Source organism: Streptomyces sp. NPDC002935, assembly GCF_040611295.1.
In the GTDB taxonomy this organism is placed as follows: Bacteria; Actinomycetota; Actinomycetes; order Streptomycetales; family Streptomycetaceae; genus Streptomyces.
This window is the reverse complement of the sequence record NZ_JBEXNW010000056.1, coordinates 1-14703: the sequence shown is the minus strand read 5'-3', so window position 1 is coordinate 14703 and position 14703 is coordinate 1. Positions and strand designations below refer to the sequence as shown.

Here is a 14703-nt window from a genome sequence, read left to right as displayed (position 1 = left end):
AGTCAGGGCGTGACCGGCACGATGTCGGTGACCGCCTTGCCGCACTGTCCGCACACGGCGTTGTAGACCGGCGCCTCCGGGGTGGGGTACATGGGCACTCCGGTGAACGTCACCCCGCTCACAGGGCATGCATCGGTGTGGCAGGTGGCGGACACAAGAACGGGCTGCTCTTCGCCGGGCATGTCAGCCTCCAATCAGTAGGTAGTCGATAGCAGTCGGGGTCGTATTCGTTCGCGTCACCCAGAACGTGGCGGACACCGCGGTGACGCTTGAACAGCCGACCCCGAGAACCTGTGTTCCGGGGACGGTTGTGACCGCCGAGGCCAGGCCGCGAAAGGTTTTGCCTCGGATGTTGAGCCCGGTCACGGTCAGGGATGTCGGTGTGTTGGACGCCGAGGGCGTGATCGTGACGCGCCCCCAAAGGAAGTTCCTGGGCTTGAGCAACCCGCCCACGTCGACCACCATGTCCGAGTTACTGGGACCGCTGTCGCCGTCCCACTCCAGGGAGATGAACGGTGCGCCGTCTCCTGAGGCGAGCGGACTGTCCGCGCTGGCGAGAATGATGTGGGCCTGAGCCCCGGTGCCGATGGCGCCGGACTGGATATCCAAAGTGGCACCGGAAACCTGGGCCTGAATGCCGGTGGGGATGAGCTGGTCCACACCCGCAACACCGAAGATCAACTCCCCGGATTCCAGCCGTGCGAACCTCTGGCCATCGGCGGAGGTGGTCAGGAATCCGGCGCTGCCGTCGCCGAGGTCGGGCGCCATCAGCGCGGCCACTGAGCCGTCGCTGCGCACGGCCCGCACGACGGCACCGGTGATCGTCTGCCCGTCGATGGCACCGGCCTTGATGTTGCTCGCGGTGATGCCGCCGGACTCCACGACCTCGATGGCGAACATGTCCACCTCGACCGTGCCCGTACCGTTCTGGTAGTTGGCGTACATGAACGGCGTGAGGTAGCGGACGCTGGAGTGCAGTTGAGCGGGCGCATTGGCGTTTGCTGCCACTGTTCTGACCGGGCTGGTCGCGGTGCCCTTGATGTAGCCGGTGTACGTCACCCAGCCTGCGCCGGCGACCAACTGCTGACCGTCGGCAGACACATAGAACTGGCTGGACTTCGAGTTGGCGCCGGTGTTGTTGACGAAGGTCACGCCGTCGCCCGCCAGGCCCGCCACTCCTGCATACAGCGTCTGGTTCGTGCCGGGGGTCGAGTTGGCGACGGTCTGCCGTATTCGCAGACTGACCCGGTACGTCACCGCCGGGTCGAAGGGGATCTTCACGTCGGGCCGGTAGGCGCCCTGCACGTAGCCGACGCATCGCATGACGCTGCCGCCGGATTGCGCGTCCGCCACGGCGACTGTGGTCATCGTGCCGCCTGGATTCTGCCAAGCCGGCGCCGAGTCACCGAAGTCGTACCACTTCTGTCCGACTTGCCCGGCCAGACCGGCCGACAGGCGGTCAACGGAGATGGTCCCGGCCTTGATGCTGGTCGCATCCAGAGTGCCTGTGAGAATGGACCCGCCGTTGATCGTGGTGGTCTGCGGGATCTGCCCAGCGCCCATCTGAGTAGGCGGCAGGGTCACACCGGCCCCGATGGAGTCGGTCACCGTGCTGGCGCTGCCCGCCGTACTGGCGGAGGTGACCGTGCCATTGACGTTGGCGGCCGAGATCACCAGGTTCGTCGCGTCGATCTGCGTCGCCTTGATCTTCCCGACGGTGATCACAGTGGCGTCGATCGAGGAGATCACACCCGACGCTGCCGTGATCGTCCCGGCTGCCAGCTGGTCAGCGGTGACCGTATTGGCGACGAGCCGGTCACCGGTGAGGCTCAGTGCCTTGATCTGGGCGGCGGTGATGCTTGCGGCAACGAGCCGGTCGGCGTTGACCGTCCCGGCGGCAAGCACGAGGCCGTTGATCTCACCCGCAACCAGCTTCGGCGTGGTGACCGCGCCATCGGCCAGAACGGTACCGTCCACCGCCCCCGCCTCGATCTTGGCCCGCGTGACCGCCCCGTCGGCCAGCGACAGTTCGGTAATGACGCCGGCCAACACCTCCTGCGCGACCACCGGGGACGGACCGGCCGGACCCGCCGCAGCGGACGGTTCGGAGGCCTTACCGGACGTCGACACGCACACAAGGCGCACCCACACCGGACCGCCAGCAGGCACGGTCATCGTCTGGCCCTGCGCCGAGTAGAACGCGGCGAAAAGGGAGCCGCCATTGGGGAAGTCGGCGCCGGTGGAGAAGTGGACCTCCACACTGGCGAAGTCGGCCGGGGCCTGGCTGCCGTCGGTGAACTTCCCGTCCCAGGAGACGGCGACACCCCCACGGACGGAGGCGGTGGTGGGGGCGGTGGGAACAGGCGGAGTGGGTCCGTTGACGGCGGCCAGCGCCACTGTGCCGTCCGGCTGTATGCCGATGCTGCCGCGCAGCAGGCCGCCGTCGTCGTAGACGGCGATGGAGCCGTTCTCGATTGAGGAGTTCGCCAGGCGACTGGTACGCGACAGGTCACGCACCAGACGCTCCAGGTTCGCGATTCTCGCCGCGAGAACGGCGAGCGTGTCAGCCAAAGGGTTCAGCCTCCATAGGTGAAGGAGTCGGCGGGCGCGAGGCCCACCGTCATCCGTTCCTGCTGGTCCCCCTGCGCCGGCGTGAGTGTCCATCCGGTCACCCGCGCCCAACCGTCGTAGTCGGTCCACTCGTCGTGGACCTGCACCCACACGTCGTCGCCCACCTGGAACGAGCCGAAGCGGGCGGCGGGGTGGTCGATGATGTCGACCTGCTCGATCGAGCCGCGGTGCTGACGGGCGATCCGGCCCGCGCGGGCCTTCGCCGCAAGCTGGTCCTGCCCTTTGACGGTGGGCAGATCGAGCACGTCCTCCAGGCGCAGCCGCCCATCCCGTACGGCATCGGTGGCGCGCCGCCGGGCCTGCCCCTCCCCCGATCCGAGAGCGACTACGACTTGCGCGTACCTGTCGCCGTCGTAGGTGACCGGTATCAGGTCGGCGATGTTCACGCCGCTGGTGACCGACACGTCCGTGCGGCGTGCGCCCAGGCGGGGCCAGCCGAGACGGATGCGCCGCTCGGGTTGTCCGCCCACCCAGGCCACCTGCTCGGTCCACTCCGGCCCACCGAACACGCCGACCGCGTCGGCGACGATGTCGGCCAGCGCGCGGGACTCCCACCAGGTGGACGCGTACGGCTCCTCCGGGGTGCCGATCGTCGCCTTGGAGGCGGTGGAGTCGACGACCACACCCAGGTTGCCGTCCGGCTGCGCCTGGCAGTACGCCCATACGTCCCCGATCACCTTGCACGGGTCGCCGTACGTGTAGGGGCCGCGGCCGTCGAGGTTGCCGTGCAGGTCGTAGCGTTTGTTCAGGTAGGAGCCAAACCCGGCGGCCTCGATCGGGTACTTGCCGCCCTCCGGCTCGGCCCGCCAGATCAGGCCGCCCCACATCAGCTTGGAGTCCCGTTCGGCGAAGATCAGCGTGTTGCCGGGGTCGACCATGCTGTCCAGGACATGCGCCAGATGCGGCTCCAGAGTGGCCTGCAGCCCCCCGGGCCCGTTCAGCTCCGGGCCGTAGGTGACGCCGGTCAGCGGCAGATCCCAGGCCAGGACGCTCCCGCTGACTGCATCGCAGGTCAGGTAGCGGTAGGAGTGCACCGTCAGATCACGCCCTCTTCGAACTCCACGTCCGTGATGAGGGAGGTGCCGCCGTCCACGCCGAGGTTCCCGGTCTCGGCCTTGGACATGAAGGTCTGCAGATACAAGACCTGGATGGTGCCGCGCATCGCGGCAGGAATGGTCAGGCTGTCGGCGAGCACGACGGTGTTACGGCGGGTGTTGGCGCCCTGGTCGTCGTCGATGATCGTGTCCTGGCCCTGCGTGGTCCCGAACACCTGCTGCATGTGGGCGAAGACGTCGGCGCTGTCCAGACGCAGTCCGGCGATGGTGGTCACGATCTTCGCGGTGACCGCCCACGGCGGCACGTCGATGGTCCAGTGAGCCGCCACCGGCCAGGTGTGCCAGTGATTGTCCTGGTACACGAGCCGGTTCAGCGTTGTGCCGGGGAAAGCAGTCTGCAGCTTCCGGGTTCGGCGGGGGTTGGCGATCGTCCTCAGGTCCGTGACCATCGTGTTGGTGACGGTGGCGCAGTTCGGGGGAAGCGTGATCCGCGCGAGCGGAATCGCGGTCATCCCCGCCGGCGGCTGGGTTGCCGCCGCCGACACGTTGGAGACGACAGAGAAAAAGCCGATGTCGTCCTTGGCCGGGTCCAGGCTGCCCTCGTACTCGGGGTCCAGGACCCGCAGCACCACCATGTCGGTGCGGCCCTGCGCCCCGGTCGGGGCGATGTTCACCGGCGCCGTTCCCACGTTGTACTGGGTGTAGGAGCCCTGCCCCCAGGAGGCACCGCGCACCACCCCGGAGCCGTCGCCGACCTGGACCCCGGCACCCGGGGTCGTCTGCTGAGTGACTTTCAGGTCGTTGTACTCGGTCACGCCCTGCGACCCGCGCGACAGGTCGCGGATCATCATGCGCATGGTGCGGGCGGGATGCTTGCCGCCGTTGACCATCATCGGGGGCTGAATCAGCGTCATCTCGGTGTCCTCACAGGGCGGTGTAGGCGTCGCGCCACGACAGGGTCAGGCGGCAGGTGTTCGTGTAATCGGTGGCGGTCCACCGGATCTCGCTCGTCCTCGGCGGGATCTGGAACAGGTCCAGACGGGACCCCGAAGTCAGCGCCGGCGCCGCGTTACCGGACCTGTTACGCAGCACCCAGCGGGTCCCGGGCCGGGTGTCGATGTCGATCCGCTCCCCCGCGACGAGGCTCGTCTGCAACTGCAGGTAGCGGCCGGTCCCCACCACCCACACCTTGGGATTAGTGACCGGCCCGTCGATGCGCAGCTGTGGCCACGCGGCCACGTCACCACCGTTGGTCACCCAGCCGGGCCGCTCCGACGGATCAGAAACCCCGGTGGTGATCGGGGCCTCCACGGGGGCCGTGAACCCCTGCGAGTCGTTCGAGATGTCCAGCGGCAGCACCAGGCGCTGCGCGGCGTCGGCATGCCAGCGCGGATCCGTCGCCGCGAACTCCAGCGTGAGCGGAATCCACCCATACAGGGCCTGCGACATCGACACGGCCTCCACCCGCCGCCACCTGCCGTACAGGCGCTTCACGTCCCGGCCAGGCCACTTGGCCCGCAGCACGGCCAGCGACCCCGCCGTCTTGCGGATGCTGTCGGCTCCGGTGACCTGCTGCAGCTGGGCAAGGAGATCGAGGGCCGCGCCCGGATCGTCAGGAGTGCGGATACCTGCCTCGATCGACACCGTGCGCGAGCCAAACAGGTCCACTCCCGGAAACCCGCCGTCGTCGCTGGGATTGTCGACGTCGGCGGTGCGCCGGTCGGGAGCACCCAGGCCGGTGACCTCCCCGACCGGCAGCAGCGTGCCCGTTCCGATCACCAGTCCGCCGACATCAAGCTGGTAGTCGCCGAGAGCCGTCACACCTTGCCTCCTCGCTGCGCGGCCCGAAGACGGCGCATCACCTCCGCGCCCATCTCCTGTGCCGCCCCGCGACCGTCCGTACCGGCGGTGACCGTCACCGGCATGTGGCCGATGAGTGGCCTGCTCATCTCCTTCACCACCACGACCTGCACCCCGCCGGACGGATGGGCGTCCACACGCGTGGGCCCGGTCACCCCCTGAGCAGTCAGCGTGTAGCCGAAGCGGTGGGCGACGTCCTCGAGTACCTGCGTCGCCGGCTGCCGCCAGTTCTGCCCGAGCGGGATGTACGCCTCGCCGCCGGTGGAGGGCTCGGCGAACCGCACCAGGCCGTTGCTCGTCGCGTACAGGCCAGGCGTCAGCACGCCACCCGACGCGTACGAGAGACCCTTGTTGGCTCGCCCCAGGTCGGCAAGCAGTCGGCCGGCCCGAGAACCGAGGGCTTTCTGCAGCTGGGACTTGCCCGCGTTGGCGACCTCGATGATCCGGTCCTCGCCAAGCTTGGTGGCGTCGGCGACCTGGTGGATGCCCGTCTTGTTCGTCTTGACCGCGGCAATGATCGTCAGCAGGTCGGCCAGGTCCTCGTCGGACAGCGTCGCCGACGCGGCCTTCGACGCTTTGTCGGCCTTCGCGGCGCCCTTCTTGCTCTTGACGGCCTGCGCCGCAAGGTCCTGCGCGGCCTGGTCGCCCTGCGCGGCCAGTCTGGCCGCCAGGTCCCCATAGCCCTCGGCCGCCAGCTTGGCCAGGTTCTTCTGGAACTCGGACGTCTGCTTCGTCGCCCCGCCGAGCTGGCTGGTGTAGTCGGACAGGGAGGCTTTCGCTGCCTCGGCCAGCTTCTTCAAGTCGGCCGACATGCTCTTGAGGTACTTCGAGCTGCCGGTGGCCATCTTGTGCGTCAGGCTGATGCCCTCGGAGCCCATCGCCTCCAGCGCATCGGCGACGTCCTGGCCGGCGCGGCGGGCAACCGTCGCCAGGTCCTTACGCCACCGCTGCGCCTCCACCACCGACTTGTGCAGGTTCTTCGAGAACTTGCCCAGATCGAGGGCGGTGCCGTTCTTGTTCATCGAGTCCGACGCGATGGACGACAGGGAGATCACGCCGTCCATGCCGCCCGCTGGCGTGTACGACCAGTTCGAGAGGCCGCCGTCGGCGTGGTACTGGACGGTCGCCCCGAACCGGTGCGCCACCTGGTCGAGGATCTCCTTGGAACGGGCCCGCTTGGACGCGGCCAGGGGGATGTACGCCTCCCCGCCGGTCTCCGGCTCGGCCCACACCCGCCACGCTCCCCGCGGGGCGACCTGCGCCACATGCCGTTCTCGCAGGCCGCCGCCAGCGTAGAACGACAGCATGGAGCCATCGGCCTGTGGCATCGGCTTGTTGGCGAGGGGCCCGGCCCCAATACGCGGGATCACGGTCACTGACACCGGCGCTGGCGGGTCCACGCTGACGGAGATGTTCTTGGTGCCGGGGATCTCCCGCACGCTCGCGCCGATCGCATCCAACTGCGCCTGGACGGCTGCCATGTCCCCGGACAGCAGAGCGGAGGTCAGGGCTGAGGCGGCTGCAGTGCCTTTCGTCTTGGCGACCTGCTGGATCAGATCCAGCATCGCCGACCACTCGCCCTTGGCTTTGCCGCCCGCCGTGTGGAACGCGGACACAACGCTCTGCAGGTCCTTCTCGCTGATCGGCGGGTCCGCCCCCCAGATGGCTCGGATCTGGTCCATGGCGGTGGTCACGTCCCCGGACAGCAGGGCTTGTTGCAGTGCGGTCGCCGCGTCAGCGCCCTTCTCGGCGGCCACCTGTGCCAGCAGGCTCATGCCGCGCCGCAGCTGCGTCCGGGCGGCCGTGCTGCCCGCTTTCACGGCGCGGCTCATGTCGGAGACGGCCATCGCCTGCATGACTCGCCCGAACTTGCGGGCGTCGTTGGTCTCGGCGGCGTCGGCGAACTGCTTGGCGATCTTCTTGCCGTAGCGGGCTGCGATCGCGGGCAACTGTGCTAGTCCCGCCTGGAACGCGGGCTGCGCGCGGGACGCCGCCTCGGTGATGATCGATTCCAGCTCGTCGGCGACCTTCGTCTTGCCCTTGCTGAGCTGCTTCACGAGCTCGTCGAGGATCGGCGCCGACGACACGCCGAGCTTGGCGAAGTGGTCAGTGAGGTCGCCGTACCCGGCCACGGCCAGCTTGCTGAGGTTGCCCTGGAAACTGCGCTGCGCCTTCAACTGGCCGCGCAGCTCTCTTAGATAGTCCTGCAGCGTCGCGGTGGCGTTCTTGTTGGACTTGGCCACCTTGTCCTGCGCCGCCTGCCATGCCTTAGCCGGGTCGACGATGGAGCCGAGGGCCTGCGCCATCGCCTTCATCTCATCGGTGTATTGCGGCAGCCCGTCCTTGCCAGTGGGCACCAAAGCGTCGAGTGTCCATGCCTTCGCCGCGCCGCCCTTCGCCTGCTGCACCTTGGCGTTGACGATCTCCATCGCGGCAGCGAGTTCGGCCTCCTTCTTCACCGCGCCGGACCAGATGCGGTGCTGCTTGTCGAGGGCGTCCATCGCGCCTCGGCCCTCGGAGGTCAGGGTCGTGCTCACCTGACCCGACACGTCCACCGTGGAGAAGGAAGCGTTCCGCCAGATCTCCTTCTTCAGATCTGCAAGCTTCCGGCCGCCGGAGGTGATGGCGTCCAAGGCGGAAGCCATGTCGATGCCAGCCTTCTTGAGCTTTGTGGCATCGTCGGAGCTGGTCAGCGACTCGGTCAGGGCCCGCAGACCCGCTCCTTGATCCCCCTCCTCCCTCTCGCTGCGCAGAGCCTGCACGAGGTCGTCGGTTGCCGCCTTGGCCTGTTCCTTGGAAGCGGAGTAGGCCGAGTAGGCGAGCACACCCACCGCCAGCAGCGCCGTCAGACCCGACACCGCCAGGCCCGCGCCCTTGAGGACCGCCGGCATGACCGCGCCGCCTGCCGAAGCTTCAGCCTGAGCGAGCCGGAATGTCTGCCACTGCGCCGTGATTCGCGTGATCATGGCCAGGGCGAGCGCCCCGGACGCCGATATCACCAACAGGCCAGCGCCGACCGACTTCAGCGGGCCCGGCGCGTCTGCGATCGTGCCAGCGAACACCGACAGGGCGTTGCCGACGCTCTGCAGTACCGGCAGCAGTGCCCGCCCGAGGTCGATACCCAGAGCCTTGCTGCGGTTGACGAACATCTGCCACTGGCCAGCGGTGGTGTTGATCTGCATCTCGAACGCCTTGTGCGCGGCCCCGGCCCGCTCCACCTCGTTGGCGATGGCCTGGTAGGTGTCGGCGTAGTTCTTGCCGTCGTTGGCGGCCAGGGCCAGCATCGCGCGGGAGGCCCGCACATCGTGGAACAAGGTGGTGATTGCCTCAGCGGAGCCGTGCGTGGCCTTGGCCACCTTGTTCACAACGACGTACAGGCCGTCCTGCTGCACCGCCGAGGCCGCCGACTCGTAGCCGAGCTTGCGCATCAAGTCGCTCAGTTCTCGGGTCGGCTGCATCAGCCTGGTCATCAGCATGTTCAGGCCGGTCGCCGACTCCGCCGCAGGAACGCCCGCGAGGGTCACCGCGGCGTACGCGGAGGCCAGGTCCTCGAACCTGATGCCGGCAGCAGCAGCCATCGGCACGATGTCGCCCAGGTGCAGCGCCAACTCCTCGAAGCTGATGACGCCCTTGTTGACGGTCTGGAACATCACGTCCATGACGCCGCTGGCATCCGCGGCTGTCAGTCCGTACGCCTTCAGCACACCCAGCAGGGCCCGCGCAGAGATCTCCGTTGTCGTCAGGCCCGCGCTGGCACCCTTCGCGGCCACCCCGAGGATCGTCATCGCGTCCGAGCCGTCGAAACCCGTCGAGACGACCTGGTACAGGCCCTCGGCGAGCTGGTTCGCGGACTGCGTCATGTCCTTCGACAGATCCACGATCTTGTCGGTGAACCCGCTGACCGTCGTCGCGTTGATCTGCTGGGAAATCGTCATGACGTTCGCCATGTGCTTCTCCAGCGCCACGGCCCCCACTACCCCCGCGCCGAGGACCGCCGACAGCACCAGTCCGGTGCGCAGGTAGCCGCCGACCCGGGCCTGCGTGGCCGCGCGGGTCTCCGCGAGCGCGGCGGCCTCCGCCTGGCGCACGGCAGCAGCGTTGGCCGCAGCGCGCGCCGACGCGGCAGCCTCCGCCTCGTTGCGGGCGGCCAGCGTCTGCAAGGCCCGAGCATCTGCCGCCTGCCGGGCCTGCGTCGCCCGCGTCGATACCCCGGCTGCGCGGGCGGCAGCGGCCTGCGCGGCGACCGCCCGTTCCTCCTGCACGGTCTGCGCCTGCGCGGCCCGTGTCGCCGCCGCGGCCGCGGCGTTCGCGGTGGCCTGTGCCGCGACCGCGCCCCGCCCGGTTGCGGCCTGGGCGCGGGCCGCCATGGTCTGTGCGACCGCTTGAGCGCGCAGCGTTCGCCCGCCGGCCGCGACCGCCGCGGCCCGCTCTCTCTCCGCCTTCGCGGCGAGGTTCGCGGACAAGGCTTGGGCGCGGCCGGATCGTTCGGCGGCTGCGGCGGCAGCCCTTTGCGCGGCCGCGGTGCGTTCCAGGGCTGCGGTGACACGCGCCTGGCCCAGGACTGCGTCAGCCGACGCGGACGCCTGCAGCCGGGCCAGTCGCTGCGTGGCCGACCCGGTCTCCATCAGCGTCTGGTTGACCTGCTGCAGCTGCCCGTCGAACTGGCGCAGCTGCGTCGCGGACTGCCTCAGACCGCCCGTCAGCCCGCCCGTCTGCGCCTGCAGATTGACGTACAGGTTGTAGGCGCTGCCGCTCACCTACTGCTCCCGCCTGGGCTTGAGCCCGATCTTGACCCCGCGTCCTTCCGGACCGTCCGGTACCTGCTCCCGCTCCATCGCCAGCAGCTCACACCCCGGACACGTGCTCGCATCGGCGACGTAGGCGAACCGGTCCCCGCCCAGTTCCGGCTGCCACTCACCCGCCCTGGTGCCGCACCCGGAGCACACCGCCCGCGTGTATACGAGCCACGCCAGCGCCTTCGACCGGTCCAGCGCCGTCCAACGCCCATCACCGGCCCCCGTGAACTGGCTGTGCGGCATTCCATAGGTGTGGCACAGCTCCATCTCCGCCCGGAAGCCCGGTTCGGAGATCAGCCTTTTCCCAGGTCCACGCGCAGCGTCTGGTTGACGAGCATGACTGCGGTGAACAGGGCTTTCGCTTCCGCATCCACCCACGTGTCCAGCAGCTCCTGAGCGTCGGCACCGCTCATGCCCTCCACCTCTTCGCCTGCCTCGTCGCGTTCGACGTGGCAGGCGAAGATCGCGGCGGCCGGGAAGGTCTCGACGTTGTATTCCATGCCCTGGTCGGCCTGTGCCTCGCTCGGCGCGTGCTCACGCAGCAGCTGCTCCCACACAGGCCGGGGCAATGCCCGGAAGGTCAGAGTCAGCGTCGCCTCCGCCAGTGCCTCCTGCGCCTGGTCCAGGGACCCGTCAGCGGCGAGTACTTGCGGGCTGGAGGCCACCCATGCGTCGCGCTGGTCCTCGCAGATACCCTGCTCAGCGCACTCGGTGATCGCCGCGGCGCGAGCTTTCGCGAGCGCCATCGCCGCATCAGTGACAGCCGTCTTCACCTCTTCGTCGTCACAGAACGACAGAGTGCGCTCGGGCAGCTTCCGGGCCCGCAGCCGGGCCATCTTCGCGGCCCAGTGCGCGTCCTTAGAGACAGCGACGGCCGGCGGTACGACAGTAGTCATGCAGCATCCCCAGGTCAGTTGGAAGCCGGAACGGCGGCGTCGAGCGTCGGCGTCCCGGAGATGGCGAAGGTGGCGGTGAACTTCGCCGGGTCCGAGCCCGTCGAGTAGGCGGGGGCGCGGCCCGCGACGCGCACGGGGAAGATGTCCATGGACTTGCTCGCCGGGATGTCGCCCTTGCGCAGGATGACAACGAAGCCCTCGGCGCCCTTCGACAGAAGGGTCTCGATGGTCTCCGCCGCCTGGTCCTCGTAGAAGGTGAGGCTGGAAGAGTCGGCCTTGTCCTCGCCCGGGATGTTCGTGGTGAGGGTCGAGCCCATGTCAGGGGTGTCGATCGGGGAGTTGGCCAGCGACCATCCGGCGATGTCGGCGATCACACCTGACAGGTCAGTGGAGTTGGTGCCCGTCAGCTCGGGGCGGATCGGCACGTTCGTAGCGGCGGCGATCGTCTTCAGGAAGTAGATCTTCGTGATGCCGCGGCGCATGAACCGCTGCTGGGTGGTACCCAAGGGGATTCTCGCTCTCCGGGGACCCCGGCCCCGGATGCACGGAGGCCCGTCCCCAACAGGTCGCAGATGCGAGCCAGGGGGTCAGCCCGTGCCGTGTGGCCGGACGTCCGCGAGAGGGCCTCCGCGGTGAGGTGTGATCCGATCAGCTGTTCGGTGTCGAGACCGTCAGGACGAATCGCTGCACGTAAGTGTAGGTGGAGCTGACGACACTGGTCCCGTCCTCGCGGTCCAGCTCCCGGCCGATGACCGTCGCACCCACGACGCTGATCGGGTTAAGGAACAGTCCGCTGCCGGGCACCCGCGCCAAGAACGCCTGGCGCACCTTGTCGGCATGCAGTGACGCCTGCTCGGCGGTTGTGCCTACCGATGACACCTGCAGCAGCACTCGGGCGTCCGCGTCGGAGTCCCCGAGCGACGGGCCGATGCCGGAGGTCTGCCCCAGCTCGTACAGCACGCTGTACGGGATGGTGTTCCCCGTCGGCTGCGACGTCGATGTGGGTGCAGTCCCATACCCGCACGAGCGGGCGGTGGCCGTCTGCAGCATCGTCTGCACGGCGAGCGCCACCTGACGCCCCGACACGCTCATCTAATGATCCTCCTCACTGCCCGTCGGCGATCTGGCCGAGGGCCTCAACGAACAGGGGCCGCACCGTCTCCACGGCCGGGCCGACGTGAGGGTAAGGCGGCTGGTCGTATCTGCGGCCCAGACTGTCCGGCCCGATGAATCCGTACTCCAGGCGGCGCGCCTGCGGCTTGTTGGTGCCAACGACCCCGGTCACCACGTCGCCGCTCACGTGCACCTCGTGCGTCCACGACCGCCGGTAGTCACCCGTGATCACGTTCGGACCCGGCCTACCGCTCGCGTTCGCCTTGATCTGGGTCTCCAGCAGCATCGCGTAGTGCCGCACCACTGACACCGTCTGTGGCAGCACCAGTTCGGCACGCCCCTGCAGGGCTGCGGCGACCTGAGCGGCGTTGCTGTAGGCGCCCGCGCCGGGACGGGCGCCGAAGTGCGGGCTACTGGGGGACGGCATCGGTCACCTCCGGCTGCCACTTGCCCGACGCCCACTCCTGCAGGAGAAGCAGCATGGCCCGGGTCAGCTCGTTGGGTCCGCCGTCCATGAGGTCGTGTCGGGACAGCACGTGCCGCTCAAGCTCCCCCGCATCGATCGCCGAAAGGAAGCCTGCTGCGGCAGGGCCCGGATCAGGGAGCACACCAACGACGACACGGGCCAGTCCGTCGAACTCGTCCTTGACGAGCGGTGACAGGGACAGCAGCAGCTCCGCCGGCTCCCCGGCGTACTGGCGAAGCTGGTAGCCGTTGACCTTGGAGGAGATATCGCGGCCGTCGAGAGCCACCGTGCTGGCGGCCCGGTCGGCGGTGATCCGCACCTGACGCAGCTGATCATCCATACCGATCAGCCTACGGACCGCCGCGGACAGCCCCTTCAGATCGCGGACGGGGCGAAGGTGATCCGCTCCGTGAGCCGGGTGGTGCGGCAGATCTCCACCGTGGACGCCTCGGTGGCGTCCTCGGCCAGCCAGGTGCGTCCCGTCCGGCCATCCGCACCCTCAGTGATGACCTCCACCAGGTCGCCGGGCATGGCCACTGGCGTCGCAGTCGGAGTCACCAGCCGATACCAGGCTGCGCCCTCTGACAGCCAGTCAAAGCCGAGGATTTGAGCAACCACGATCTGCCCGTGCGACGACAGCACCGCACCGGCCCCTTCGTACACGACACTCGTCGGAGTCTCGCCGGGCTCCCCCGAATCCGGGTCGAGGACGGGCTGACCGGCCGTACGGGAGATCCGCACCGTGTCCGTCAGCAGCGCCTCAAGGTCGTTGCGTGCCTGCTCAATATCCACTGCTCACGCTCCCGTCGTCTGCGTGGACTCGTCCAGCCACGTCGTACGGACGATCGCGAGGGAGTTCGCGTCGGAGATGTCCAGGACCCGCCACGTCCGGTTGAGCAGGCCAGGGTCCTGAGTGGCGACGGTGACCCGTACATGGTCGTCCCGTGAGGCGAGCGGCGCGTCCAGCGGAGTCAGCAGACGGTAGCGGTTGCGGGTGTCGTCGGCGTACGCCTGCCCTTCCAGGGACAGGACCAGACCGGGGCCGCCTTGGGAAAAGACCGCCCCGGTGTCCTGATAGAGGATCGTGTCTGGGCCGGGCTCGTAGACGCCAGTGTCCGGGTTCAGGATTTGCGGTCCCGGACGGAAGATCTCAACCGTGTCCACAAGGATGCGCGTCTCGACGATGGTGGCGACGGCCGCAAGCGTTAGCCCCTCTGAGGGCGGCGGAGTGCTCATACGTTCGAGCGTAGAGAGGGTCGCGGACAGCCCCCGTTATGGCGGGTTCGGTGTCCCCTGCCACTGATCCTTGACCGGTTGTCACTGAAGATGGCCCCACTGTGCCGTTCCCCTTGATCGCCCTGGTCACGGTGGTTCCGCTCTCTTCGTCGGCGCCCGGTCGGACGCCCCCGACCTCCCGGCCGAAGGCTTGGTCGTTCCCGTGCCCCTTCGTCCTTGCCGCTTGCCAGGGTTGAGTAGGCGTACTCGTGCGGGGAGGACCGGCGCACCGTGACTGTTACGCCGGAGTGTCCGGCGTTCGCGCCGGGGGGCTTCATGGGTGTCTTGGGCATGGTGGCGGCGATAGCAGTATGGCGGCAGTCCCTCCGGTCGGAGCAAGGGCTCGGCCTTGGTATGGGATGCCTCCTGGAGGGCGGAGTGGTTCTCACGCTCCCCGTGTGCACGTGGGTGCTCGTCATCACCCTCAGCGGGGCGAATCTCGGGCTCGACGTTCCGAGGCGCCAGACCGGCAGTAGCCGACCGGCCAAAGTTCAGTGGCAAACGGTCGAGGATCAATGAGCCCTTTCCAACCTCAGGTTGAGGCATGGTGAAGGACGACGACGGCCTTCACGATGTTGGTGATCCGGTTGGTGCTGCAGCGGAGCTTGCGT

Annotated in this window: 13 protein-coding genes; all 13 read right to left on the bottom strand. The window is 68.5% G+C overall.

Annotated features, from left to right (window positions below):
* Nucleotides 1–183 precede the first annotated feature (183 nt).
* A complete protein-coding gene (locus ABZX90_RS41375; RefSeq protein WP_355213441.1) occupies nt 184–2571 on the bottom strand; it encodes a hypothetical protein in 2388 nt (795 codons plus the stop codon).
* 5 nt (nt 2572–2576) lie between these two features.
* The gene (locus ABZX90_RS41370) at nt 2577–3665 is read right to left on the bottom strand and encodes a hypothetical protein (RefSeq protein WP_355213440.1); all 1089 of its coding nucleotides are present in this window, start codon (nt 3663–3665) and stop codon (nt 2577–2579) included.
* Nucleotides 3666–3667: 2 nt separating this feature from the next.
* On the bottom strand, nt 3668–4600 hold the full coding sequence (locus tag ABZX90_RS41365; protein ID WP_355213439.1) for a hypothetical protein: 933 nt from the start codon (nt 4598–4600) through the stop codon (nt 3668–3670).
* A gap of 10 nt (nt 4601–4610) precedes the next feature.
* Nucleotides 4611–5507 carry a hypothetical protein gene (locus ABZX90_RS41360; RefSeq protein ID WP_355213438.1) on the bottom strand — a complete coding sequence of 299 codons (897 nt, stop codon included), beginning with the start codon at nt 5505–5507 and terminating at the stop codon, nt 4611–4613.
* Nucleotides 5504–10303: a phage tail tape measure protein gene (locus ABZX90_RS41355; protein WP_355213437.1), complete on the bottom strand. Its 4800-nt coding sequence runs from the start codon at nt 10301–10303 to the stop codon at nt 5504–5506. The genes ABZX90_RS41360 and ABZX90_RS41355 overlap by 4 nt, the downstream gene beginning before the upstream one ends.
* On the bottom strand, nt 10304–10585 hold the full coding sequence (locus tag ABZX90_RS41350) for a hypothetical protein (protein WP_355213436.1): 282 nt from the start codon (nt 10583–10585) through the stop codon (nt 10304–10306).
* Between the two features lie 50 nt (nt 10586–10635).
* Nucleotides 10636–11238 (bottom strand): hypothetical protein, encoded by a 603-nt coding sequence (locus ABZX90_RS41345; protein WP_355213435.1) that lies wholly within the window; start codon nt 11236–11238, stop codon nt 10636–10638.
* A gap of 14 nt (nt 11239–11252) precedes the next feature.
* Nucleotides 11253–11744, bottom strand: a complete 492-nt coding sequence (locus ABZX90_RS41340; RefSeq protein ID WP_355213434.1) for a hypothetical protein — start codon at nt 11742–11744, stop codon at nt 11253–11255.
* Nucleotides 11745–11886: 142 nt separating this feature from the next.
* On the bottom strand, nt 11887–12330 hold the full coding sequence (locus ABZX90_RS41335; protein WP_355213433.1) for a hypothetical protein: 444 nt from the start codon (nt 12328–12330) through the stop codon (nt 11887–11889).
* Between the two features lie 13 nt (nt 12331–12343).
* A complete protein-coding gene (locus tag ABZX90_RS41330; RefSeq protein WP_355213432.1) occupies nt 12344–12778 on the bottom strand; it encodes an HK97 gp10 family phage protein in 435 nt (144 codons plus the stop codon).
* A complete protein-coding gene (locus ABZX90_RS41325; RefSeq protein WP_355213431.1) occupies nt 12762–13157 on the bottom strand; it encodes a hypothetical protein in 396 nt (131 codons plus the stop codon). Before ABZX90_RS41325 ends, ABZX90_RS41330 begins: the two co-directional genes overlap by 17 nt.
* Before the next feature lie 35 nt (nt 13158–13192).
* The gene (locus ABZX90_RS41320; RefSeq protein WP_355213430.1) at nt 13193–13609 is read right to left on the bottom strand and encodes a DUF6093 family protein; all 417 of its coding nucleotides are present in this window, start codon (nt 13607–13609) and stop codon (nt 13193–13195) included.
* A 3-nt stretch (nt 13610–13612) separates the two neighbouring features.
* Nucleotides 13613–14053: a DUF6093 family protein gene (locus tag ABZX90_RS41315; RefSeq protein ID WP_355213429.1), complete on the bottom strand. Its 441-nt coding sequence runs from the start codon at nt 14051–14053 to the stop codon at nt 13613–13615.
* Between the last annotated feature and the right edge of the window lie 650 nt (nt 14054–14703).